The 25,439-nt window shown below is 46.2% G+C and carries 22 protein-coding genes; 8 read left to right on the forward strand and 14 right to left on the reverse strand.

Annotated features, from left to right (window positions below; all coding sequences use genetic code 11):
- The first annotated feature begins 46 nt into the window (after nt 1-46).
- Nucleotides 47-2,149: an AsmA family protein gene (locus ATG66_RS19320; protein WP_098416826.1), complete on the forward strand. Its 2,103-nt coding sequence runs from the start codon at nt 47-49 to the stop codon at nt 2,147-2,149.
- Here ATG66_RS19320 and ATG66_RS19325 read toward each other — a convergent pair.
- The 3 genes from ATG66_RS19325 to ATG66_RS19335 all read right to left on the reverse strand — a co-directional run bounded on the left by ATG66_RS19325 (nt 2,129) and on the right by ATG66_RS19335 (nt 4,505).
- Nucleotides 2,129-3,046 carry a bifunctional GNAT family N-acetyltransferase/hotdog fold thioesterase gene (locus ATG66_RS19325; RefSeq protein ID WP_098416827.1) on the reverse strand — a complete coding sequence of 306 codons (918 nt, stop codon included), beginning with the start codon at nt 3,044-3,046 and terminating at the stop codon, nt 2,129-2,131. The genes ATG66_RS19320 and ATG66_RS19325 overlap by 21 nt on opposite strands.
- Before the next feature lie 108 nt (nt 3,047-3,154).
- Nucleotides 3,155-3,589, reverse strand: a complete 435-nt coding sequence (dtd, locus tag ATG66_RS19330) for a D-aminoacyl-tRNA deacylase (protein WP_098416828.1) — start codon at nt 3,587-3,589, stop codon at nt 3,155-3,157.
- Nucleotides 3,561-4,505: a virulence factor BrkB family protein gene (locus tag ATG66_RS19335; RefSeq protein ID WP_098416829.1), complete on the reverse strand. Its 945-nt coding sequence runs from the start codon at nt 4,503-4,505 to the stop codon at nt 3,561-3,563. Before ATG66_RS19335 ends, dtd begins: the two co-directional genes overlap by 29 nt.
- A gap of 301 nt (nt 4,506-4,806) precedes the next feature.
- Between ATG66_RS19335 and ATG66_RS19340 the strand changes: the two genes are divergently transcribed.
- A complete protein-coding gene (locus ATG66_RS19340; RefSeq protein WP_098416830.1) occupies nt 4,807-5,448 on the forward strand; it encodes a DUF2959 domain-containing protein in 642 nt (213 codons plus the stop codon).
- 31 nt (nt 5,449-5,479) lie between these two features.
- Here ATG66_RS19340 and ATG66_RS19345 read toward each other — a convergent pair whose 3' ends face one another.
- Both ATG66_RS19345 and typA read right to left on the reverse strand, forming a co-directional pair.
- Nucleotides 5,480-6,022 carry an AAA family ATPase gene (locus ATG66_RS19345; RefSeq protein ID WP_098416831.1) on the reverse strand — a complete coding sequence of 181 codons (543 nt, stop codon included), beginning with the start codon at nt 6,020-6,022 and terminating at the stop codon, nt 5,480-5,482.
- 72 nt (nt 6,023-6,094) lie between these two features.
- Entirely contained in the window at nt 6,095-7,924 is a 1,830-nt protein-coding gene (typA, locus tag ATG66_RS19350) for a translational GTPase TypA (protein ID WP_098416832.1), read from the reverse strand.
- Nucleotides 7,925-8,453: 529 nt separating this feature from the next.
- On the opposite strand from typA, the gene glnA reads away from it, so the two are divergent.
- The 5 genes from glnA to add all read left to right on the forward strand — a co-directional run bounded on the left by glnA (nt 8,454) and on the right by add (nt 14,478).
- On the forward strand, nt 8,454-9,863 hold the full coding sequence (gene glnA, locus ATG66_RS19355) for a glutamate--ammonia ligase (protein ID WP_098416833.1): 1,410 nt from the start codon (nt 8,454-8,456) through the stop codon (nt 9,861-9,863).
- Between the two features lie 193 nt (nt 9,864-10,056).
- Complete coding sequence (locus ATG66_RS19360) at nt 10,057-10,638, forward strand: DUF4124 domain-containing protein (protein ID WP_098416834.1); 582 nt, start codon at nt 10,057-10,059, stop codon at nt 10,636-10,638.
- Between the two features lie 131 nt (nt 10,639-10,769).
- A complete protein-coding gene (gene glnL, locus ATG66_RS19365) occupies nt 10,770-11,816 on the forward strand; it encodes a nitrogen regulation protein NR(II) (protein ID WP_098416835.1) in 1,047 nt (348 codons plus the stop codon).
- A 62-nt stretch (nt 11,817-11,878) separates the two neighbouring features.
- Nucleotides 11,879-13,282, forward strand: a complete 1,404-nt coding sequence (gene glnG / locus ATG66_RS19370; RefSeq protein ID WP_098416836.1) for a nitrogen regulation protein NR(I) — start codon at nt 11,879-11,881, stop codon at nt 13,280-13,282.
- A gap of 191 nt (nt 13,283-13,473) precedes the next feature.
- The gene (gene add, locus ATG66_RS19375; protein WP_098416837.1) at nt 13,474-14,478 is read left to right on the forward strand and encodes an adenosine deaminase; all 1,005 of its coding nucleotides are present in this window, start codon (nt 13,474-13,476) and stop codon (nt 14,476-14,478) included.
- Between the two features lie 69 nt (nt 14,479-14,547).
- On the opposite strand, the gene hemN is transcribed toward add, so the two are convergent.
- From hemN to ATG66_RS19400, 5 genes are all read right to left on the reverse strand, one after another.
- The gene (gene hemN / locus ATG66_RS19380) at nt 14,548-15,939 is read right to left on the reverse strand and encodes an oxygen-independent coproporphyrinogen III oxidase (RefSeq protein ID WP_098416838.1); all 1,392 of its coding nucleotides are present in this window, start codon (nt 15,937-15,939) and stop codon (nt 14,548-14,550) included.
- Between the two features lie 181 nt (nt 15,940-16,120).
- Nucleotides 16,121-16,609 (reverse strand): DUF2489 domain-containing protein, encoded by a 489-nt coding sequence (locus tag ATG66_RS19385; protein ID WP_098416839.1) that lies wholly within the window; start codon nt 16,607-16,609, stop codon nt 16,121-16,123.
- A gap of 7 nt (nt 16,610-16,616) precedes the next feature.
- Nucleotides 16,617-17,159 (reverse strand): Der GTPase-activating protein YihI, encoded by a 543-nt coding sequence (gene yihI / locus ATG66_RS19390; protein ID WP_098416841.1) that lies wholly within the window; start codon nt 17,157-17,159, stop codon nt 16,617-16,619.
- Complete coding sequence (locus ATG66_RS19395) at nt 17,159-17,797, reverse strand: class I SAM-dependent methyltransferase (protein WP_179885739.1); 639 nt, start codon at nt 17,795-17,797, stop codon at nt 17,159-17,161. The genes yihI and ATG66_RS19395 overlap by 1 nt, the downstream gene beginning before the upstream one ends.
- 335 nt (nt 17,798-18,132) lie before the next feature.
- Nucleotides 18,133-18,750, reverse strand: coding sequence for a c-type cytochrome (locus tag ATG66_RS19400; RefSeq protein ID WP_098416844.1), 618 nt, complete (start codon nt 18,748-18,750; stop codon nt 18,133-18,135).
- 159 nt (nt 18,751-18,909) lie between these two features.
- Between ATG66_RS19400 and yihA the strand changes: the two genes are divergently transcribed.
- Nucleotides 18,910-19,569, forward strand: a complete 660-nt coding sequence (gene yihA / locus ATG66_RS19405; protein ID WP_098416846.1) for a ribosome biogenesis GTP-binding protein YihA/YsxC — start codon at nt 18,910-18,912, stop codon at nt 19,567-19,569.
- A gap of 516 nt (nt 19,570-20,085) precedes the next feature.
- Here the strand turns inward: yihA and ATG66_RS21260 are convergent.
- The 4 genes from ATG66_RS21260 to hemB all read right to left on the reverse strand — a co-directional run bounded on the left by ATG66_RS21260 (nt 20,086) and on the right by hemB (nt 25,355).
- A complete protein-coding gene (locus ATG66_RS21260) occupies nt 20,086-20,133 on the reverse strand; it encodes a hypothetical protein (RefSeq protein ID WP_438356636.1) in 48 nt (15 codons plus the stop codon).
- Nucleotides 20,134-20,326: 193 nt separating this feature from the next.
- Nucleotides 20,327-23,113 (reverse strand): DNA polymerase I, encoded by a 2,787-nt coding sequence (polA, locus tag ATG66_RS19410; RefSeq protein ID WP_098416847.1) that lies wholly within the window; start codon nt 23,111-23,113, stop codon nt 20,327-20,329.
- Between the two features lie 618 nt (nt 23,114-23,731).
- A complete protein-coding gene (locus ATG66_RS19420) occupies nt 23,732-24,166 on the reverse strand; it encodes a GNAT family N-acetyltransferase (protein WP_179885740.1) in 435 nt (144 codons plus the stop codon).
- Between the two features lie 127 nt (nt 24,167-24,293).
- On the reverse strand, nt 24,294-25,355 hold the full coding sequence (hemB, locus tag ATG66_RS19425; RefSeq protein ID WP_098417127.1) for a porphobilinogen synthase: 1,062 nt from the start codon (nt 25,353-25,355) through the stop codon (nt 24,294-24,296).
- Between the last annotated feature and the right edge of the window lie 84 nt (nt 25,356-25,439).

Consider the following 25,439-nt stretch of genomic DNA (forward strand, 5'->3'; position numbering starts at 1 on the left):
AACTGATATCTCAGTTTCCATGCACCCACAATAGGTTCTACTAGGGATGAAAACAGCGCGTCGAGTTCTAATTTTGTTACTTGTGTTAGTGGTTGCGATTCCGGCCGCTGTGATTGCGCTGCTCACCACGTCCTACGCTAACGCCACTTGGCAACGGCTTTCGCACCAGCTTAATCTGCCCTTTAACGCCGACAGCATTCATTATGACTTTCCATACCACCTGACTTTACAAGGTGTGAGTGCCGCAACTGCCGATTACCCTTATATCGAACAAATTGATCTCTGGATGAATCCCGATGTTTATCGTGATGGTCAGTGGATCGTCGACAGCTTGCTCATTGACGGACTCAGCTTACAACAAGGACTACCCGCTTTACCCAGCCTAGAGCATATTCAGTTTCATCAGGTCGCCCTCAAGAATCTTGATTACGCTGACGAACAGTTTTCTGCCAATGGTATTAACCTCCAAATTCAATCGCCACGATGGAATGGCGACTCTATACCGTATGGAGAGGTTCAACTCGCGGCCGATCAAATATATTGGAGTGGCGAAGCCTTTAATCAAGTTTTGGTCGACATGGACTACAAGCCGGAAAACAGCACGCTTTACGGCGCTTCATTTAGCTGGCGCAATAGCCAAGTGTCCGGCCAAGGTGAGCAGTACGCACAAGGGTGGTCTTTAGTGAACGTCACCATCAATAAACTGCAGATGAGTAACGCGCAGCGCGATTCCCTTCTAGTGAAACCCTGGCAAACATTACCTTTCCAAATCAGTCACATCAATAGTCTCGATGTTCTGAATGCCGATATTGCGTGGGGAGACTGGCATTGGCAAAACCTCGAACTGTCGGTTGAGGACGCCACACTGCCTCTCTCACTCTGGAACACCACCGCACAGATTTCTTTGCAAGCCGATAGTGTTCAATTCCAGCAGCAAACGGCTGTGGAACCACGTTTAAGCGCCATGCTCAAGCCAGGTCAACTCCTACTGAATGACCTAAGTTTCGATTGGCAACAAGGCCGAGTGCAAACCTCCGGGAAATTTAGTCCTACCCAATGGCAAATCGACGAGGCTTCCGTCCGCGGTTTGAAGTGGACCATACAGCCAGAAGACCGCCACGACTGGTGGCGCACCGCCACAAGCAAGTTAGATCATGTGGCGATTAAACGACTCGATATTCAACGCAGCCAAATCATTCAACTCTCCGAAACGCCTTATTGGCAACTCTCTGGTTTCAGCATCGACGGTGAACAGCTTGAAATAGCAAGGTCGAACAAACGCTGGGTTCTTTGGAATGGGCATCTCGATGCCAGTGTGGTTAATGCCAGTTATGAGCAGACTCTCTCATCTCATGCGGCGCTTTCTATGCAAAGCGACAATGGCTTCTGGCAATTGACTCGTCTATTTGCGCCACTAGAGCAAGGCTACATCGAAGGGTTTGGACACATCGACTTAAACACCACCAGTCAGCCATGGGCGTTAAATGTAAATGCTGACGGCATTCCACTGAAGCTGCTCAACCGTTACTTACCTACAACATTTGCATTCGAAGGATTCACTGACCTAAGCCTCGACCTGCAAGGACTCGTCGGTGATCGCAATATGCTGGCTTACAGTTTGTCTGGTGAGGTGGCCGCGAATATGCGTGATACGACCTTAAAATTACAAGCCGACCATGATCTCAAAGCCGTGACCTTTAGCCCATTGCGTTTAGAGGCTCAGCGTGGGAAGGTGGCGATTCAACCAATCACCATGTCAGGAAAAACCATGACTGGTAAGGTATTGGGCGAATTTGATATGACCAACACCCCGCTTAGTGGCATTGTCTACCAATTGGACGGGGTATGTGGTGTGGTTCAAGGCGACCTTCTAAGCGGCGAAGTAAGTCGTAATGACTGCGTAGAGCCCCCATCATCAGTAAAGACTGACAAATCGCGGCAGAGATCCGAGGCGTCGATGGAACCCACGACATTGATTGATGATATCAATCTAGAGCTGCATGAAGAACAACTCAGCGAAGAGGTGGTTGAAGAAGAGCAAGAGCCAGTCGCACCAACCATCTCAGCAGAGCAAGTGCTTCCTACTGAAAATGAAAGCGCGACGGAGGGAACGCTTGAGCCTACTCACCTAACAACTGAGGAACTTTGAATCGTTGGGTAGCAGCATGTAGGTACCAACAAAATCCACTGCGGGGGTCTCACCGCTATAAATCACCACGTGAATGACGATGCGTGCTTTTCTTCCTGATGCTAAGCGGTCTAAGTCGCCACTGATGCCATCCAGTGATGTGCTCGCCACTGGATTTTGCTCTACGGGCTGACGATAACGAATCGAACTATCCGCCAATACAATATCCCCGTGCAACCCGCGCTCTTTAAGCAAAAGCCATGTCATCCCCCACCCTGTCAGTGTGGCTAGGGTAAAGGCAGAACCTGCAAACATGGTGTTGTGAGGGTTGAGGTTAGGGTTGAGCTGCGCACAACACTCAAATTGGTAACCCGTGTACTGATTAATTTTGATCCCCATCTTGTCACTGATTGGGATCTGTTGCTCCCAGCGCTGCTGCAGCTCAGTACACCACTCAGGGCGACGTAAAACATTCGCCATCGGGTCAAGCGGCTTCACCATCTGTTGGTGGCACACTGGCCCGCGCCCATCGGTCAGCTCACCACGACGTTCAAAGTCATTTTTTTCATAAAAGGCAATCGCATCTTCACGGGCATTACATACCAAACGTTTCGCACCTTCTTGGCGCGCCAGCGACTCCAGAGCAACCAGAAGCAACGACCCCATTCCTTTGTTACGGCGATTACTTTTTACCGCCATATAGCGAATCTGGCCATCGTTACCCGGTGTGATGTATAAACGCCCGATGGCAATGGGACGGCCTCGACCATCGACAATCATACGATGATGGCTCATGCCATCATATTCATCCCGTTCTGAACCTATCGGCATGCGCCATGGTTCACGAAGCATCTGCCAGCGAAATTGATAGTACTTCTTCAGCTGGTTATCCGTTTTAGGGGTAATGAGTTTGAACATATCAATCCTTTGAACGTGCAAAGCAAACAAAAAGTCTGAGGAAAAAGCCCCAGTAAAATAACATCATTTAGGGTGTATAGCTTAGACCATGATCGTGTCAGCGCCAGATTAGACTTGTAGCCAAAACGTCACCGGCCCGTCATTAACTAAGGACACTTTCATATCAGCAGCAAACCGGCCACGCTGTGTCGGCAGAACCTGCTCACACTGGTCAGAAAAATAATCATACAGATGCTCGGCATCGGTTGGGTGAGCACCACGAGAAAAGCCAGCTCGCGTGCCTTTTTTGGTATCGGCCGGTAACGTAAACTGAGACACGACCAACACTTTGCCTTCCACTTGTTTGACGTTGAGGTTCATTTTACCTGCATCATCTTCAAACACACGGTAGGTGGTAACGCGTTCCATCAAACGCTTGGCTTTGGCTTCATCATCGCCTTTCTCTACGCCCAGTAAAACAAGTAAACCTTGATCGATTTCACCAACCACTTCTCCACCGACTCGAACGGCGGCCTCACTGACTCGTTGAATTAGCGCTATCACTACTTTCGCTTCCTTCATTTTCTAACTGAGATTCCGCGGACGAGTCTATCATGTCTAAGTCCTCACTCCAGTGTTCTTGTTCACCAAGCGCAGCGGTGACCTCGGCGGCCAATAAAACAATCATCCAGCACAAATAGACCCAAACAAATAAAATAGGAATCGCGGCTAAAGCCCCATAAATCAACTGATATGATGGAAAATGGGTAATATACAGCGCGAACCCTTTCTTACTCAACTCAAACAATACCGCGGCCAACAAGGCACCCAATGCACCATGCGCTAGGTGTACCTTCTTGTTTGGTACTAAGATGTATAAGCCTAAAAACGCAAAAAAAGACAGCAATAACGGTAACCAACGCAAGAATAGATTGAACGCACCAGAAAGGACTTCATGATCTAAGACTTCCAGTGATGTGGCGTACGAGGTCGCGGCGATACTCGCGCCCACCATAATGGGACCTAGCGTCAGCACCATCCAATACATGGAAAAAGAAAACACCAAGCGACGCTTGTCTTTCACTCGCCAAATATAGTTTAAGCTCTTATCAATGTTTGAAATCAACATCAGCGCAGCAATAAATAGGAACCCGCCCCCTACTGCACTCATTTTTCCGGTATTCGCCACGAACTCTTGCAACGCCGTATCCACCACTTCCCCTGATGCAGGCACAAAATTTTCAATAACGTAGCCTTGCAGCACTTCGCCGACATTCGAAAAAACAGGGAATTTCGACAATATGGATAACAGTACCGTCAACATCGGCACAATGGACAACAAAGTAATATAAGCAAGATAGCCCGCGTTGACATTCACGCGATCGTGCGTTAATCGCTTAAGAAGATACTTAAAAAACGCGACGCAACTTGGCAGTAAATGGCTTACCCTTGCCTTGTAACTCTCTAATAACTGGTTCATAGTTCATCCCATAATAAGGGTCTGTTGACCTTTTGAGCTGATTTTTGCAGCAGTTTGTGGATTCTTTATACAAGGCAGAGGCTTTGAATTGTAGTTAACCTACTAGAGAAGCCGATAACGCAGTAGAAAGAAACCACAAGCGCTGCCCGAAGGGTTCGTCTAGAAGCGTTTTACTCTTTGTTGAGAGGCGTTTTGCTTAGAATGACTATGCTACAACCCTCTCGCCGCGATTAAAACGCTTTTATATCGAACAAAAAACAACCACAAAAGGTCGACAGACCCTATTGTCGAGGACATAAGAATGCCTTATTTATTAGCAATTGTACTATCAATTTTCACATTGACAGGGTGTCAATCTGCTTATTACTCCGCGATGGAGCAAGTCGGGTACCATAAACGAGATATTATGGTCGACCGTGTCGAAGATGCCAAAGAATCCCAACAAGATGCGCAAGAAGAATTCTCCAGCGCACTTGAGGCGTTGTCTGCCCTAACCAACTTTGATGGTGGCGAACTGGAAAGCATCTATAACAAGATTAATGACCAGTACGAAGACAGCGCAAAAGCCGCGCAAGAGGTGCGTGACCGCATCGCTGCCATTGAAGACGTCTCTGATGCTTTATTTGATGAATGGCAAGACGAACTCGACTTGTATACCAATACCAAGCTGCGTCGCTCTAGCGAACAAAAACTGCGTGAAACCAAAGCGTCTTACCAAACCATGCTCAGCGCGATGAAACGTGCCGAGAAAAAGATGGCACCAGTATTAAACACACTGCGCGATAATACGCTGTATCTAAAACACAACCTCAACGCGAGTGCGATTGGTTCGTTGCAAGGTGAGTTCTCTAGTTTAGAGAAAGACATTCAATTCGCTATTAAACAAATGAACGAAGCGATTGCTGAATCAGATAAATTCCTGCAAAAGCTTAATCAAAAGTAAATGATTCAGACCTCCTCCTCGCGAGGAGGTTTTAGTCTGCTGCCTCGTCGACTAAGCCTATTACTCTTCGAACAAAGTCCACGCGCTCTTCGACCCTTCCCCAAGGCACTTCCACCACTTCGTAACCCAGATCAACATAGGTATCCACTAAGGATTGATGAATCTTCAATGCCTCTTCAAAGCTGTGCGGACGCACTTCATCTTGCACGTAAATAGATGCTTCAGGTCGACAAGTAAACACCTGACTATGGTACCCAGCAATTTCAGTTAAGAAAGCTTGGTCAACGTGACAACCACCCACTTGCAGATAAGCGACAATATCTGGAATCGCACGATCAACAAAAGCCACGTTAGCACTCAACGCCTGACGCTTTTGCTTGCCCATCAACTCAAGGCACAACTTGGCAAACTCAGGCAGATTCGTCCACGGTAAAATGCCATTATCTAACTGGCTTTGCTGCTCAATCAAGTGGCGAGATCCTTCAGGGAAAGTGGCGTATCCACACGCTTCTAGCGCACTCAGCAATGTCGTTTTTCCCGCACCAGGCCCGCCAGTGATAATGATCGGGTTCATATTCAACTCCAGAAAACAAAAAGCCCCGAGCATAACTCGAGGCTTCTTCTTAATTGAATCGCTTAACGAAAATTATTTCGCGCCACGAGAAGCACGCTTACGATCGCTTTCCGTTAGGAACTTCTTACGAATACGAATGCTTTCGGGTGTTACTTCTACTAGCTCGTCGTCATCGATAAACTCTAGCGCTTGCTCTAGCGTCATAATGATAGGCGGAGTAAGAACCTGAGCATCATCAGTACCCGATGCACGAACGTTGGTTAACTGCTTACCTTTTAGGGCGTTTACTGTTAGGTCATTGTCGCGGCTGTGAATACCGATAACCATGCCTTCGTAAACTTCCACACCATGACCGATGAATAAACGGCCACGCTCTTGCAGGTTAAACAGCGCGTTCGTTAGTGCTTTACCTGCTGCGTTCGCAATCAACACACCGTTAACACGTTGACCGATGTTACCGCCTTTGTGTGGGCCATAGTGATCAAACGTATGGTATAGCAGGCCAGAACCAGAAGTTAACGTCATGAATTCGGTTTGGAAGCCGATCAGACCACGAGATGGCATGATGAAGTCCATACGTACACGGCCTTTACCGTCTGGAGACATGTTTTTCAGCTCACCTTTACGTAGGCCAATATTCTCCATGATGCCGCCTTGGTGCTCTTCCATCACATCGATCGTTACCGTTTCAAACGGTTCCATTAGCTTACCATCTTCTTCTTTGATGATAACTTCTGGGCGAGACACAGCAAGCTCAAAGCCTTCACGGCGCATGTTTTCGATCAAGATAGATAGGTGAAGCTCACCACGGCCTGACACGCGGAATTTGTCTGGATCATCGGTTTGCTCAACGCGTAGAGCCACGTTGTGTACCAATTCTTTCTCTAGACGCTCAAGGATATTACGCGAAGTAACGAACTTACCTTCTTTACCCGCAAATGGTGATGTGTTGACTTGGAACGTCATCGTTACCGTTGGTTCATCAACCGACAGAGGAGGTAGCGCTTCTACTGCGTTTTGTGCACAAATCGTGTCAGAAATTTTCAGTTCGCCAAGACCCGTGATTGCGATGATGTCACCCGCATTCGCTTGGTCAACTTCGTGACGGTCTAGGCCAAGGTAGCCCATTACAGTACCAACTTTGCCATTACGCGTTTTACCGTTTGCGCTAATAATCGTCACTTGTTGGTTTGGCTTCACGCTACCACGAGTCACACGAGCCACACCGATAACACCCACGTAAGAGCTGTAGTCCAGCTGAGAAACTTGCATCTGTAGTGGACCGTCTAGGTCAACTTCAGGAGCCGCGACTTCATCAACGATAGTTTTGAATAACGGTTCCATGTTTTCGCCCGTTTCGCCTTCTTCTAGAGAAGCCCAACCGTTAAGTGCTGAAGCGTAAACCACTTTAAAGTCTAGCTGTTCGTCAGTTGCACCTAGGTTATCGAACAAGTCGAACACTTGGTCCATCACCCAGTCAGGACGTGCACCAGGACGATCAATCTTATTGATCACAAGGATTGGCTTTAGGCCATGCGCGAACGCTTTTTGAGTCACGAAACGAGTTTGCGGCATTGGGCCGTCCACTGCGTCAACGATAAGCAGAACTGAGTCTACCATCGACATGATACGTTCAACTTCACCGCCGAAGTCCGCGTGTCCCGGAGTATCTACGATGTTGATACGGTAATCGTTCCAGTCGATTGCTGTATTTTTAGCAAGAATGGTAATACCGCGCTCTTTTTCGATGTCGTTCGAGTCCATGACTCGCTCTTCAGCTTCACCGCGAGACTCAAGCGTGCCTGATTGTTGTAGCAGCTTGTCAACCAACGTAGTTTTACCGTGGTCAACGTGCGCGATAATCGCGATATTTCTTAATTTATCAATCTGTGGAGTAGCCATGGATAGTGATTCACTTCGATATATGAAATGCCCCCATGCTGAGAACGGGTGTTCTCTGGTGACATTTTCTGATTAAAAAAACGGCCATAATGTACCAGATTCTAGCAAAAATCCTAGAAATATGTGATCTACTCCCGAGCATTTTTTCGATTTTTACGCTTAATGCCCACTTTCTTCCGCAGAACGAATTGATTAAGCGCAACTTTATTCTTATCGATGCATAATTAAAATTGACTCTTGCTTAAAAGCTAGGCTGAATGAACAATGCGGCTGTCACATTGTGGTGCAACGAGCTTTAAAGCACCACAATAGTGCAAACTAAGATCATTTTGGTGCAGCGGCCTGCACCAAACTAGCCCCAAGAATCGCAATTTATTGAAATTAATGGAATATTTTTTTTGGCACGGTTCTGGCTTTAATAAAACCAGCATCGATTAATGAAAAATCTTAAATTGATTAATCAATGCTGGTTTCATGAATAGTTCATAAATCGAGCTTTTACCGCTTATAACACTGGAGGTTATCCAAGATGTCAGTAGAAAACGTTTTATCACTGATCCAAGAAAACGAAGTAAAGTTTGTTGACCTACGCTTCACTGATACAAAAGGTAAAGAGCAGCACATTTCGATCCCTGCTCACCAAATCGACGCAGATTTCTTCGAAGAAGGTAAAATGTTCGATGGTTCATCAGTGGCTGGCTGGAAAGGTATCAACGAGTCAGACATGGTAATGATGCCAGATGCCTCATCAGCCGTTCTTGACCCATTCACAGAAGACGCAACATTAAATATCCGTTGTGACATCCTAGAACCAGCTACGATGCAAGGTTACGACCGTGACCCACGCTCAATCGCTAAGCGCGCAGAAGACTTTATGCGTTCAACTGGCGTTGCAGACACTGTACTTATCGGCCCAGAACCAGAGTTCTTCCTATTCGACGATGTGAAATTCTCAACAGATATGTCAGGTTCTTTCTTCAAGATTGACGACGTGGAAGCTGCTTGGAACACTGGTACTGACATCGAAGGTGGTAACAAAGGTCACCGCCCTGGCGTAAAAGGCGGTTACTTCCCAGTCGCGCCTGTCGATTCCTCTCAAGATATCCGCTCTGCAATGTGTCTGGTGATGGAAGAAATGGGCTTAGTTGTTGAAGCGCACCACCACGAAGTAGCGACCGCTGGCCAGAACGAAATCGCAACTCGTTTTCACACGCTAACAACGAAAGCGGATGAAATCCAAATTTACAAATACGTCGTGCACAACGTGGCACACGCATTCGGAAAAACAGCAACCTTCATGCCTAAACCACTCGTTGGCGATAACGGCTCGGGTATGCATGTTCACCAATCTCTAGCGAAAGACGGCGTTAACTTATTTGCTGGCGATAAGTACGGCGGTCTATCTGAAATGGCGCTGTATTACATTGGCGGTATCATCAAGCACGCTCGCGCAATCAACGCGTTTGCGAACCCATCAACTAACTCGTACAAGCGTCTTGTACCCGGCTTCGAAGCGCCAGTGATGCTCGCTTACTCAGCACGTAACCGCTCTGCTTCTATCCGTATCCCTGTGGTACCAAGCCCTAAAGCGCGTCGTATCGAAGTTCGCTTCAGTGACCCAGCGGCAAACCCATACCTATGCTTCGCATCAATGCTCATGGCTGGTCTTGATGGTATTAAAAACAAGATCCATCCAGGCGAAGCTATGGATAAAGACCTTTACGATCTACCAGCTGAAGAAGCAGCAGAAATCCCAACCGTTGCTTACTCACTGAAAGACGCACTAGCAGAACTGGATGCTGACCGTGAATTCCTAACCGCTGGTGGTGTATTTTCTGATGACTTTATCGATTCTTACATCGAACTTAAGTCTCAAGATGTTGAGCGCGTAAACATGACAACTCACCCAGTTGAGTTTGAGCTTTACTACTCGGTATAAGAGCATCGCCGTGTAAAATGTAAACACCGCAACAAAATATTAGGCTCGCCTCGCAGGCGGGCCTTTTTTGTATTCGTTCGATCCACTGCCCCGTTTAACATGAATAAATAATTACAATACGCTCAGACTCTTTTTTTTTATCAAGAGCCGAAGCAACCAAAACGTGAAATCATCTATCAAAAGAAGGTGAGCCATGAAAGTTCAGCTTATACCATCTCTGTGTGCGCTCGGCGGATTACTGATAGCCTCCGCTGTCCCTGCGCAAGTCGCTTATACTTGGGTGGACGAAAGTGGGGTGATCCACTTTAGTGACACCCCTAGCCAAGGTTCAAAGGCCATCGCACTGCCAAATTTAGAAGCCAGTGCCCCTGCGCCTAAAGTGGAAAGCACTGAATCGCTCACCCCACAAGCGAACACTACGACAAAACCCGAGAAAAAGCCGGAAACCAAAACGGATCAATTGCAGCCATTGCAACTCTCAATACAGACTCCTCAACATAACGAGACCATCCGCAGTAATCGTGGACTCATCAATATTACACTTGAAACCAACCGCAAACTTGGTATTGGCGAGCAATTGCAGCTGCTACTCGACGGCAAACCTTATGGTGCACCACAAGGCCGCATGACTTGGCAGTTAAATAATATTGACCGAGGAACTCATACGCTGGCAGTGCACGCAAAGAGAAGCGGCAAGCTTATTGCATCAACTAGCCCTATAACGGTGCATTTACACAGAGCAAGTGTTAAGCCGACCGTAAAAGGGGCAAAATAGACTATTTGATGGAAAAGTAGCATCACCGCGATGCTTTTCACTTTTTCTTCTGAGATTTATTCGCCATACTTAACGTTCCATTGCACCATTATTGTGCGTCGCACAATCTTAACGCAAAACAAGGACGTAATGTGGATACCAGTCTCCCTAGTGCCATTCTCAACAACATGGTGACAGCAACGCTGATTCTTGATGAAGGATTGGCCATCCGCTATGCCAATCCTGCCGCGGAGCTGTTATTTTCTCAAAGTGCTAAACGTATAGTCGAGCAGTCTCTGTCTCAACTTATTCAGCACGCTTCGCTGGATCTCGCGCTTCTCACGCAGCCTCTACAGAGTGGTCAAAGCCTCACCGATAGTGACGTCACCTTTGTGGTCGATGGCCGTCCTCTTATGCTAGAGGTCACCGTTAGCCCCATTACTTGGCAAAAACAGCTCATGCTGCTTGTCGAAATGCGCAAGATTGATCAACAGCGTCGACTGTCACAAGAACTTAACCAACATGCACAACAACAGGCCGCTAAATTGTTGGTGCGAGGTTTAGCACACGAGATCAAAAACCCTTTGGGTGGTTTGCGTGGGGCGGCACAACTGTTAGAAAAGATGCTGCCAGATCCCTCTCTCACCGAGTACACACACATCATCATTGAGCAGGCGGATCGATTAAGAGCATTGGTTGACCGCTTACTTGGGCCACAAAAGCCAGGTAAGAAGACACAAGAAAACCTGCATCAAACTCTAGAAAAGGTTCGTCAACTGGTCGAACTCGAGTCACAGCGATCGATGGTCATTGAGCGTGATTACGACCCCAGTTTGCCGGAAATATTGATGGATGCGGATCAAATAGAACAAGCCATGCTCAACATCGTTAGCAACGCAGCGCAAATTCTTAGCCATCAGGATCACGGCACAATAACCATCCGAACCAGGACGGTACACCAAGCCAATATCCACGGAAAACGCTGCAAGCTAGCAGCCCGTATCGAAATCACCGATAACGGTCCTGGCATTCCGCCAGAATTACAGGACACGCTTTTCTATCCCATGGTCAGTGGTCGTGAGGGCGGCACTGGTTTAGGGCTGTCCATTTCACAGAACCTTATCGACCAGCACAACGGAAAAATCGACGTAGAAAGCTGGCCAGGCCATACCACGTTTACAATTTATCTGCCGATCTGACGGCGCGAATGGAGTTCGCTACGCGTCAGTTTTTTCAGTTTTGCTGCAAGGATTAATAACACATGAGTAAAGGATATGTTTGGGTCGTCGATGACGACAGTTCAATTCGCTGGGTAATGGAAAAAACGCTCTCCTCCGCCAATATAAAATGCGAAACCTACGCCGATGGGGAAAGCGTTTTAATGTCACTGGAGCGCGAAGTGCCCGATGTCTTAGTATCAGATATTCGCATGCCCGGTATCGATGGCTTAGAGCTGCTCAAACAAGTACAACACGATTACCCTGACCTTCCTGTTATCATCATGACGGCGCACTCGGATCTCGATGCTGCGGTCAATGCCTACCAAAAAGGCGCCTTTGAATATTTGCCAAAGCCGTTTGACATTGATGAAGCCTTAACTTTGGTCGAACGTGCTATTGCACATAGCCACGAAAACAAGCGTGAACAACTCTCACCGGAAGACCTTCCTGCAGAAACCCCGGAAATCATCGGCGAAGCCCCCGCAATGCAAGAGGTATTTCGAGCTATTGGTCGCCTTTCACGTTCGTCGATTTCAGTACTCATCAATGGCGAATCCGGTACAGGCAAGGAGTTAGTCGCTCATGCCTTACATCGCCACAGCCCACGCGCCAACAAGCCGTTTATTGCTTTGAACATGGCCGCTATTCCCAAAGACCTGATTGAATCCGAGCTGTTTGGTCATGAAAAAGGCGCATTTACGGGAGCAAACAGTATCCGTCAAGGGCGCTTCGAACAAGCCAATGGCGGCACGCTATTTTTGGACGAAATCGGTGATATGCCGCTAGACATCCAAACTCGTTTATTGCGTGTGTTGGCGGATGGGCAGTTCTATCGAGTAGGCGGTCACTCTCCGGTCAGTGTTGATGTCCGTATCGTCGCCGCTACTCACCAAAACCTTGAAAAACTGGTTCAGAATGGGGGATTTCGTGAAGATTTATTCCATCGCTTGAACGTCATCCGCGTACAAATCCCTGCCCTGCGTGAACGCAAACAAGACATTGAAAAGCTAACTCTGCATTTCCTTATCAGAGCTGCCGATGAGCTTGACGTTGAAACAAAAACGCTGCATCCATCGACCATTGAAATTCTTAATCGTCTCGATTGGCCGGGCAACGTACGTCAGTTAGAGAATATTTGTCGTTGGTTAACCGTGATGGCCAGTGGTAGCGAAGTACTTCCCAATGACTTACCAAGTGAACTCCTCGAAGAGAAAAAGACTATTTCAGACGCCACACACGGCAGTTGGCAAGAAAACCTAGCGGAATGGGCTCGACAATCTCTCGCGGAAGGGGATAAAGAACTGCTGTCTTACGCTTTACCAGAATTCGAACGCATTTTATTGGAGGCGGCCTTGGAGCACACTAAAGGTCATAAACAAGATGCAGCTAAAGTACTAGGCTGGGGACGTAATACACTAACTAGAAAACTAAAAGAACTGTACTGACCATCACTTACGTCGTACACCAACATATTTGGTTAACGTGAAGCAGAAAAGAGCGAGAATCGTTGATTTCATAGTCATCGTCTGCTGACAATCGACTAACCTATTATTTATACTTCGGGAAGCCTTACCCATTTATTGTCACAGATGATGTTTGGGCTTTGTTCCTGTTCACCACTATCCGGATCGACATAATGATAACGAAGAATCTTCCTCTCACTGACTTGCACCGTCACCTTGACGGTAACATTCGCACTAAGACTATTCTCGAGCTTGGCCAAAAATTTGGGGTCACTCTACCTGCATACGATATCGAGTCGTTAACGCCATACGTTCAAATTGTCGAAACAGAACCTTCTCTTGTTGCTTTCCTTTCTAAGCTCGACTGGGGGGTGGCCGTATTAGGCGATCTAGACGCATGTCGTCGTGTGGCGTACGAAAACGTGGAAGACGCACTGAACGCACAGATTGATTATGCTGAGCTGCGTTTCTCTCCATACTACATGGCGATGAAACACAAATTACCCGTTGCAGGTGTGGTTGAAGCGGTCGTGGATGGGGTTCAAGCGGGTATGCGTGATTTTGGCATTAAAGTCAATCTTATCGGTATTATGAGTCGCACTTTTGGCACCGACGCTTGCCAACAAGAGTTGGACGGTATTCTGAGCCAAAAAGATCATATCGTTGCCGTCGACTTGGCGGGTGACGAGCTTGGCCAACCGGGTGATCGCTTTGTGTCTCACTTCAAGCAAGTACGTAATGCCGGCCTTGGGGTAACGGTTCACGCTGGTGAAGCGGCAGGTGCAGAGAGCATGTGGCAAGCAATCCATGAGCTGGGCGCAACTCGTATCGGCCACGGCGTAAAAGCGATTCACGATCCAAAACTGATGGATTATCTCGCAGAACACCGCATTGGTATTGAATCTTGCCTAACATCAAACTACCAAACTAGCACGGTAGAAACGTTAGAAAACCACCCTCTCAAACAGTTCCTAGAGCATGGCGTTCTTGCGTCTCTAAACACTGACGATCCAGCGGTAGAAGGCATCGAGCTACCATACGAATACGAAGTAGCGGCACCAGCAGCTGGTCTGAGCCAAGAGCAAATTCGTCAAGCGCAAATCAATGGTCTTGAGATTGCATTCCTTTCAGAAGCAGAAAAAGCGGAACTGAAAGAGAAAGTAAAAGATCGCGCGTAAATCCAGCGAAAAAACAGAAAAATGCCAGCGCATGCTGGCATTTTTTATATCTTGAATCGGATTCTCTGATTAAATAACACGAGAGAATTGTTGCTGACGCGCCTTCGCTCGCAGGTACTTATCGAAACACATACAAATATTACGGATCAGCAAACGACCTCGCAGCGTCACACGGATTTCACTGTCATCCACTTCGACCAATTCATCATTGATAAAGGTTTGCAGTAGCTGCAAATCTTCTTTGAAATATTGATCGAAGCTCAGTTTGAATTCTGACTCGATGGCTTTCTTGTCTAATTGAAAGTTACAAATCAGCTGCTTAATCACTTCACGACGCAGTAGGTCATCAGAGTCCAACGACACTCCTTTCCACAGTGCGTGACGAAGTTCGTTGACTTGAGCGTAGTATTTCTTCAGCTCTTTCTGGTTTTGCGCGTACGCATCGCCGATCATCGAAATCGCTGACACACCAAAGCCAACCAAATCACATTCACCTTGTGTGGTGTAGCCTTGGAAGTTGCGATGCAAAATACCTTCGCGCTGGGCAACGGCAAGTTCATCGTCCGGCAAAGCAAAGTGGTCCATGCCGATAAATTGATAGCCAGCGCCAGTCAGTGTCGCGATGGTGTCTTGCAGAATCGCCATCTTCTCTTCGGCTTTAGGTAAGTCTTCATCTTTGATCTTACGCTGCGCTGCAAACAGTTGTGGCATGTGCGCGTAGTTAAACACCGACAAACGACCTGGCTGCATTTCTAGCACTTGTTCAAGCGTTTTAGCAAAAGACGTCTTCGTTTGCTTCGGTAAGCCGTAAATCAAATCAAGGTTCGTTGAGCGAAAGCCCAGCTCTTTCGCACGGGCCGCCATCGCGAAGATAAACTCTTCATCTTGTTCGCGGTTGACCAACTGCTGCACTTCTTTGTTAAAGTCCTGCACACCAATACTCAGGCGATTAAATCCTTCGCAGCGCAGATGGTCCAGCACCGTGAGCTCGATTTCACGCGGGTCAACCTCAATGCTGATTTCTGCATCGGAACTGAAGGTAAACTCTTGACGCAGCAGGCTCATGACACGTGTAATTTGCTTTTCAGAAAGAAACGTTGGTGTACCACCACCAAAGTGTAATTGAGTCACCGTGCGACCAACCAACAGCGAAGCACGTTGGCGAATTTCGTGTTCGAGTACGTCGAGGTATTCGTCCGCTTTGTGTGAGTGGCGCGTAATCACTTTGTTACAGCCGCAGTAATAGCAAAGCTTGTGACAAAACGGGATGTGAACGTACAACGATAACGGACGATCTGGGTACTGAGTGCATGCCATATCATAATCAGAAATGGTAAACGCTTCATGAAATTCCAGCGCCGTTGGGTACGACGTGTAGCGAGGACCGGAATAATTGTACTTATCCAATACCGCTTGATCCCAGACGATTTGCTGTTTCGATTCAGTGTGTTGATTCGACATGGTGGTACTTTCCGTTAAATGCGAGGGCAACGAAAGTCGTCACCCGATATTCAGAGCCGCTATTTTGCCACATGATGATGACAACCGCGGCGCGCCGACTGGCTTTTTAATTATAAAACTAAAGAAGTGCCAACGTGATCACGATACCTCCAATAGTCATCAAAAAACCAGTGGGTCAGTGTTAAATCATCTGAATATTAATTTGATTATTCAGTGGCTGGACGTTTTTTTGCAACAATTTGAGTTCTTCGACAATCGCATCCGTTAAGCGGCTCTCCGCTTTATGACGAGTCAAGTTCTGCTGCATACGCTCTTTCTTGGCAAGCTGTTGGCGTTCTTCACCACGCGGCATATCTTTCACAATATGAAAAAGCTCAGAAATTGCAGGGTACGTTTTATCGAAATCGACACGGTCTTCACCCTGTACGTAATCCATAATGTTATACACACGGATACTGATTTCGGATAAATCGCATTGGCCTTGAATGCCTGCCTGACACAAAGTATGCACACTCTCAAAAATGTTAGCGTTACGTTTATCAATCGCCAACTTTTGATGCTTCAGCTGCAATTCCTTTTGCTTTTTCAATTGAAGCAGAAGGTAACCTGCATAAGAAGCGAGCGCGATGATAATAACCACACCGGCAATAGTTAATAAGGTTACGTTCATTGCTCCATTACCCTTTGTAATCGTCGAAGTTTATATCGTCGAAGTCTGCAAGCAAGTCATCATCATTACGCGCGCTTTTTTCAGCAGGCGCAGTGAAGTCTTCATCTTCTTCAGGCTCCAACAGACCCAATTGATCCATTAGCTTCTCGATGCGGTTCAGTTTCTCATCAACGTATTTCTGTAAACCAGTACCTAGGCTTTCACCCGCTTCGATACGATCCAGCAATACGTTCAATTGCGCATCATTTTCTAGCATTTCTAGCTCTTGCTCTGCGGATAGACGACGTTCTTGCTTTGTCATCTTCTTCGCTGGCTCAACCACTAAAGGGATTTTCTTCTTGCTACCCAAGCGCGGATCACGGTTTTGTGCTGCGGTTTGTTTTTTCTTCTCGTTCGCTTCTGTGTTGCGGTTGCCAGTCTGCAAGCCTTTGCGCTTTTTAGCACGCTTACGTAGACGGCCTTCAACATCAGACTCGGTGCGGTTACGAGTAACAACAGGTTCAGGCGCGCCTGCGGCACCTGGCTTTCTAGATTTCTTTGTACGGCTCATTACTGGGTCTTCCTCAGTAAAATTACATCATTACCAATAAATTCGAGTTCGAGCTTATCCCGCTCAGCGAGGAACTGGAAAGTATCACGACTAAAAAACACCACGTGGGTTGGATCGTTCTTATAGTGCCATGACTTAAATGCTTCTGCATCGATGACCATTTTCGTCATCAAACCAATCCAGCCCCTAGGCTTAACTAAATTCAACCATTGCTTCCACACCAAATTGGGGTGGTAGAGGTGCTCAATCACCTCAGTTGCTGTCATGAAGTCATACTGCACTTCTAACACCGAAGTATCAGGGTGATAGTAGAGGTCGTATAACGCCATGTTATGCCCCGCTTCTTCTAGCATCAAGGAAAGCGTTGGGCCCGGACCACAACCAAAGTCGATTCCATTCGATTGTGGTGAAATTCGCTCTGAAATTGGCTCAGCCATTCTCGACAAAAAACGTCGATACCCCAAGTCTTCGGGGTTGTTCTCATGCAAATCATAGTGAGCTTTTTCAGTTTCCGCATCCAAACGTTGGTCTGGATTAACGAACACCAAACTGCACTGCTCACATTGAAGATATTCACGTTGCTGATCTTCGAAATAATGGTGAGCGCGCTGATTTTGGCATAAAGGACAGGTGTGCATGCTGACTTCCTCAAACAGGGATGCGAAACATACCAGAAAGTTGACTCAGATTGGAGTGTTACTGAACGTTTTTTCAACGATTTTTGTTAAAAAATTTTGATTGGAAGGATAAACGTAACAATGCTAATTGTGGTTGATATCGAGCAGATATAAAAAGCGACAGTAAGCCTGTCGCTTTCAAGTGCCACCTCGGTGACGAAACCGTGACCAACCTTACTAACAACAATGCCCCAGCGAATTCACAAGGGCATTGTTGTAAAAGGTTGCTCGAACCATATAAGGGGGTATCTACCCAATTAACTTCAAGATGCGGGATCTCAAATCGCTTGGGTATATTAGTGCAGACCGCCAACGTATTTCGACAGAACTTCAATATCTTGGTCTGTCATTTTCTTAGCGATGTCACCCATCATGCCATTCATATCGTTACCACGGTTGCCATCGCGGAATTTTTCTAGCTGAGCTTTGATGTAGTCTGCATGCTGACCAGAAATTTTAGGAAAACCTGAAAGCTCAGTACCATTACCTCGTGGACCATGGCAAGCAATGCATGCGGTTAGACCACGCTCAGCATCACCCGCGGTATAAAGGTTTTTTCCTTTCGCTACCACATCTTCAGGCGTTGAGTTCTCTGAAATGGGTAGAGACGCATAATAAGCGGATAGATCAGCGATATCTTCATCACTTAGTGGCATTGCCATCCCACTCATTACCGGGTCATAACGACCTTGTTTACCACCACTTGTCATGCCTAGCTTAAGATCTTTTAACTGCTTCTCAAGATACTTCGCGTGTTGGCCTGCGAGTTTCGGGTATGTTGTTATTGCACTGTTGCCATCTGCTCCGTGACAGGCGACACAGGTTTGTGATTTTGCTTTACCAGCCTCAATACTACCTTGGGCCCATACTGAGCAACTGGCTAAAAGACTCAAAATTAGCGCTAATTTCTTCATGACATTCCATTATAATTATCAAGCTTCCAGTACCACGGAATATGAACATACCGCGTACACTCATGGTACAATAGGCGCCCTTATGCCGAGCACGGTTATTTTACACATTTTCACAAAAAAGTAATCAATCGACTACACAAAGTCGAGATGGAGTTAACAGTGAGCGTAAAAATTCATTACCAAAATACGCATTTCATCACCAGCGCACCCGATATTCGTCACCTGCCGGAAGACGAAGGTGTCGAAATTGCGTTTGCAGGACGCTCAAACGCTGGTAAATCAAGTGCACTTAACCGTCTAACTAATCAGAGAAGCTTAGCCAAGACATCCAAAACACCTGGTCGCACCCAATTGATCAACCTTTTCAAAGTAGAAGAAGGTTGTCATATTGTCGATCTACCGGGATACGGTTTTGCTCAAGTACCACTAGAAATGAAAAACAAATGGCAGAAATCTTTGGGTGAATACCTGCAGAAGCGCCAATGCCTAAAAGGCTTGGTGGTTCTGATGGATATCCGTCATCCAATGAAAGATCTCGACCAGCAAATGATTTTCTGGGCTATTGACAGCCACATCCCAGTACAAGTCTTACTCACCAAGGCAGACAAGTTAAAAAGTGGGGCGCGCAAACAAACATTGTTGAAAGTGCGCCAGCAAGTGGAAACTTTCGGCGGCGATGTGGCTGTTGACGTATTCTCTTCATTAAAGGGATTAGGCGTTGATCAGCTGCGCGCTAAACTGGACACTTGGTTTGCACCTGCGTTCGCTCACCTGATGGAAGAAAGCGAACTGGATACACCAGAGAACCACGAAGAATAATTAACAATTTTTGTTAATTATTTTTGACACAGCCCTGCCTTTTGGTCGGGCTTTTTATTGCTCTGAGGGTGGAAAGCGCGAATTTCAGGTAATAAAAATCCCCACCTTCCTGGTAGGGATAACGGGAGAGAAAAATTGGTACTTATTATTATGTGCCAAAGCATTGCTGAACTATCGGATGATTTCAATAGCTTAAAAAGCCGTCTAACTTTAGCTTTCGCTTAATCAACTCACAACCATAACAAGTAAAGAAATTACAATTCAATAAGTTAGACAGTAACCTGCCCATTTCCACGTCAACTTAGTTTCCTTCAAGAAAAAATCATAGTGTGATTGGCATAAATTTACAGACTGATAGTTTGTGAGTTTTGAAGAAAATTGAAGTGTAGATAATAGGTTAAGGGTGAGTGAAATATAAAGACAAGTCGTTACCAGCCCAAATCATTGAACAAAAAGAAAAATTTTCTTTCGCCCAATAAAAAACGCCCCAGTCAAAAAGTGACTGGGGCGGCTGAATCAGCCTAATCCAATAACGTGAAACAAAAGGTCTGAAAGATAGAACATCTTACCTCTGTACCCTACGAGTATTAATGTACAACAATTGGTCAGAATTGCAAAGAATTTTTGTAGTTTTTTTTCATGAAATTTTTATTAAGCAACATTAAAGCTAACTTTGCGCTCGCTTTTTTAATCGCTCAAAAAAGCCAACGTTTGTGCGCTGGCTCATACTAAATTGGCAGAAATGGTTTAAAAGTGACTAATGGGCTTGATCCCAGTTATCACCATGACCAGCTTCCGCGATTAAAGGCACTTTCAGTTCTGCTGCAAACTCCATCAGTTTCTGTACTTTACTTTCAATTTCGGACAATGATGACTCTTCAACTTCAAAGACCAATTCATCGTGTACTTGCATTAACAACTTCACACGACCATTGCCTTCTTCCTGAATCCACTGGTCCACAAGCAACATCGCTTTCTTGATGATGTCTGCTGCCGTGCCTTGCATCGGCGCGTTGATTGCCGCTCGCTCTGCCGCTTTACGACGCATACCATTACGCGATTTAATTTCGGGTAGGTGCAAACGTCGACCAAAAATCGTTTCAACGTAGCCTTTATCAGCCGCCGCACTGCGTGTGTCTTCCATATACTGCATTACGCCAGGGTAACGTTCGAAGTATTTATCCATGTAGGTTTGCGCTTCACCGCGAGGGATCCCCAATTGCTTCGCCAAGCCAAACGCACTCATGCCGTAGATAAGCCCGAAGTTAACGGCTTTAGCGCGGCGACGCTGTTCACTCGATACTTGATCAATATCCAACCCCATGATTTCTGCCGCGGTTGCGGCGTGGATATCTTTTCCGTCACGGAATGCATCCAATAGTGCTTGGTCGCCAGAAAGGTGCGCCATGATGCGCAGTTCGATTTGCGAGTAATCGACCGCTAAGATTTTGTGACCTGCTTGCGCGACAAATGCTTGGCGTATGCGACGACCGGCTTCGTTACGAATTGGAATGTTCTGTAAGTTCGGATCGGTAGAAGATAGACGACCTGTTGCGGTGACCGCTTGATGGTAAGAAGTATGCACTCGCCCTGTGTTTGGGTTGATCATCTTTGGCAGCTTGTCCGTGTACGTCGATTTAAGCTTCGCCAAACCGCGATATTCCAAAATCAATTTTGGCAATGGGTAATCGAGCGCCAGCTCCTGTAATACTTCTTCATTGGTCGACGGCGTACCTGATGGCGTTTTCTTCACAACCGGTAAACCCATTTTTTCAAACAGGATGGCTTGAAGTTGTTTGGGCGAGTTCATGTTGAACTCTTGCTCTGCAATTTCGTATGCCTTCTTCTCAAGTTCATCGAGGCGTGCCGCAATTTCTACCGACTGTGCGCTTAATTGCATTTCGTCAATGAATACGCCGGTTCGTTCAATGCGAGACAGCACAGGCACCAACGGCATTTCTATTTCTTCGTAAACGGTCTTTAAACTTTCATCTTGCTCGATATTAGCAAACAGGCGATTATGCAGACGAAGGGTCACATCCGCATCTTCTGCCGCATACGGTGATGCTTGATCTAATTCGATTTGGTTAAACGTGAGTTGTTTTTTACCCTTACCCGCAATTTGCTCAAAGGAGATGCAACTGTGCTGAAGAAAGCGCAGTGCCAAGCTGTCCATATCGTGTTTACCACCCACACTGTTGTAAACGTACGATTCCAACATGGTGTCGTGCTTAATGCCTTTTAGCTCAATATTGTACCGAGCCAATACAGACGCATCGTATTTGAGGTTTTGACCGACCTTAGCTAACGACTCATCTTCCAAAATCGGTTTTAGTTGCTCAAGAACCCAGTCGCGATCCAGTTGCTTCGGTGCATCTAAATAGTCGTGAGCAACTGGCACGTATGCCGCGATACCTTCATCGATAGCAAATGACAAACCAACTAGGTTTGCGACCATGTAATTTAGACTGTCAGTTTCGGTATCGAAAGCAAATAACTCAGCAGCTTTGAGTTTTTCTAACCACGTATTGAACGCTTCTTCATCTAGGATGGTTTCATATTGGCTACGATCGAGAGTAACAGCGGAAGTTTCCATCCCTGATGGAGAAGATGAGGCTTGAGCTGAGCCTGCCAGCTCGACCGCGACAACAGAGCCAGAGCCGCCTTCCAGTAATTCATTCAGCCAAGATTTAAACGTCAGTTGACCATACAGCTTAATCAGTTCGTCTTTATTTGGCTCCGCTTTTAGTAACGAGTCTGGCGTTTCTTCTAACGCAACATCTAGCTTAATGGTCGCCAGCTCGTACGACAGCATCGCATTTTCTTTGTTGTCGATAAGTTTCTTCGCCATCGTTTTTGAACCACGGAAGCCAAGAGCAGCAACATCATCAAGATTTTCGTACAACTTGCTGATGCCGCCAATACCTTGTAGCAATGCGGTGGCGGTTTTATCACCCACACCAGGAACACCAGGAATGTTATCGACTTTATCCCCCATCAACGCGAGATAATCGATGATCAACTCTGGTGGAATGCCGAACTTTTCAATCACACCGTCGCGATCCATGACCACATTGGTCATGGTGTTGATCAACGTAATGTTGTCATCCACCAGCTGCGCCATATCTTTGTCACCAGTACTGATCAATACAGGCATGCCCTGTTGTGATGCTTGGTAAGCAAGTGTTCCAATCACGTCATCGGCCTCGACACCAGGGACGCAAATCAGCGGTAGTCCCATCGCACGAATCACATCATGCAGCGGTTCAATTTGGCAGCGCAGATCATCTGGCATTGGTGGACGGTTTGCTTTGTATTCCGGAAACATATCGTCTCGAAAGGTTTTCCCTTTCGCATCAAAAACTACCGCAATACGGTCAGAGGCGAACTGGCGCATCATGCTGCGTAACATATTCACCACACCGTAAACAGCATTAGTGGGAATTTCACCATTACTCATCGTGCCAGGATAGGCATGAAAAGCGCGGTATAGGTAAGAAGAACCATCAATGAGGATCAACGGGTTTTCAGGAATACTTGCCATAATTGTCTGTATCCAAATCAGTACTTAATAGATCTACTTAGAATGCCATGACTACAGATCTGAATCTATCTTGTTCGCTCGATTCAACTCGCGTAAATATTCCGGCGTTATTCACAAAACCCACACCATGCTGTGGATAAGTCTGTTCATAGAAATTATCCACTGGTTATCCAACACTAGATAAAACACAAGGCATCATTCCCAAAGCATTGTTTTTATTGTACTTATTAAAAAAACGGCGAACTGATCAACGATCCTTAAATGATCATCACGTGTGGAAAAGTTATGGATAGAGACGTCAAATAGAAATTGTAGAAAGAAAAAAGCGACCCAAATGGGTCGCCTAGCAGAAGTGATAAAGCAAATTCTGTCATTAGAATCGCTTCATCAAGAAGCTATAAATTACACTGGAAGCAATGTGAGCAATGTCGTGTCAAAAAGAATTCGTGCAAGTTCTCAGAAAAATGTTTCATCACTTCTCAACTTTCAGTTAATCAACTTCTGTTAATAAGTCATTCAACGTTCTTGTGAGCTCTTCCTCATTCCCTAAGACAGGGTTAATAATAATGATTCTCATTTCTCAGTCAATAGTTAAATGAGAGAAAGTCTCATTTATTTTCACATCGCTTTAATGAAATGAACTCGAGATTCACGAAGGTTAACTTTTTCTTCAAATTTTTCAATGATATAGCCATTTCTCAATAACAATCGAAGCATGGCGGGAAACTGATTTCGAGATTTCACTTTTAGCGTGTTATAGCCTTGCTCTGCTGCCCAGTCTTCTTGCGCCTCCAAAAGCATCTGTGCCACACCTTCGTTACGAGCTTCTGGTACGACACCGCCAAGCCAACTATAAAAAACACTCTCATCCAACTCGTAACCTATTTTGAAGCCTACGATCACGCCATTTTTTTCCGCAACTAGGATTAAGCTGTTTCTTTCTCCTAGCCGCTGCGTCATGGAATCAACGGTTTCTCCTTTAGCGAACTCTGTCACACGAGCCACCACTTTAAGCGCTTCTTCCAATGTTCCTTCACGAATCAACATTGTCATTATTTTATTCTCCAGAAATAAATATACCCAAGCTCCTTAGATTGTTTACTTTTGTAATCCGTCTGAGGTTACTTGGGTATATACAGACGAACACTCTTGTTAGTCCGGTGTTTCTCACAAGCAATAATTACTCTTCTGTCGCTTCCTGTGTACGATTTAGGTGTTGAGCCGTTTGTGCGTTCTCTTCTGCCAGCCACTCTGCTACGTCTTTAGCAAAGTAAGTTAAAATGCCGTCCGCACCTGCACGTTTGAAACACAGGAGTGATTCCATCACAATTTCACGCTCTTTGAGCCAGCCATTCATGATCGCGGCTTTGTGCATTGCGTACTCTCCAGAGACTTGATACGCAAATGTCGGTACTTGCAACTCGGTTTTTACACGGCGGACTACGTCTAAGTATGGCATACCAGGCTTAACCATCACCATGTCCGCACCTTCATTAATGTCCAGCGCCACTTCGTGCATCGCTTCATCAATGTTAGCGGGATCCATTTGGTAGTTTTTCTTGTTGCCACCTTTTAGGTTGGAAGAAGAACCGACCGCATCACGGAATGGTCCGTAGTAGTTCGATGCGTATTTCGCCGAGTACGCCATGATTTGTGTATGAATGTAACCCGCATCTTCTAGTGCTTCGCGGATCTTACCAATACGACCATCCATCATATCTGAAGGCGCGACGACGTCAGCCCCCGCTTCTGCGTGAGACAGCGCCTGCTTCACCAACACTTCTGTGGTTTCATCATTCATGACATAGCCATCTTCATCGATGATGCCGTCTTGGCCGTGTGTGGTAAAAGGGTCGAGTGCAACGTCTGTGATCACACCGATTTGAGGGATGTGTTCTTTAAGCGCACGCACTGCGCGTTGAACCAAACCTTCTGAATTATAAGCTTCTGTAGCACATAAGCTTTTAGCGTCTTGGTTTACGACAGGGAAAAGCGCGATTGCTGGAACGCCTAGATTGGCAAGGTATTGTGCTTCTTCTAGCATTAAATCAATCGACAAACGCTCTACACCCGGCATGGACTCCACGCTCTCACGGCGATCTTTCCCCATCAAAATGAACATCGGATAAATCAGATCATTCACAGAAAGTTGGTTCTCAGCCATCAAACGACGGCTAAAATCGTGCTTACGTAAACGACGCATACGGCGTGCAGGGAATGGACCTTGAATTGATACAGACACCATTTTCTCCTTGTCTGGACGGTTAGGATGATCGAATCATCTGGTGACTAAAATCATATCACTCTTGATGCACCTTGCGAGTGG

Origin of the sequence: Vibrio sp. ES.051 (assembly GCF_002563795.1) — a bacterium.
Lineage (GTDB): Bacteria > Pseudomonadota > Gammaproteobacteria > Enterobacterales > Vibrionaceae > Vibrio.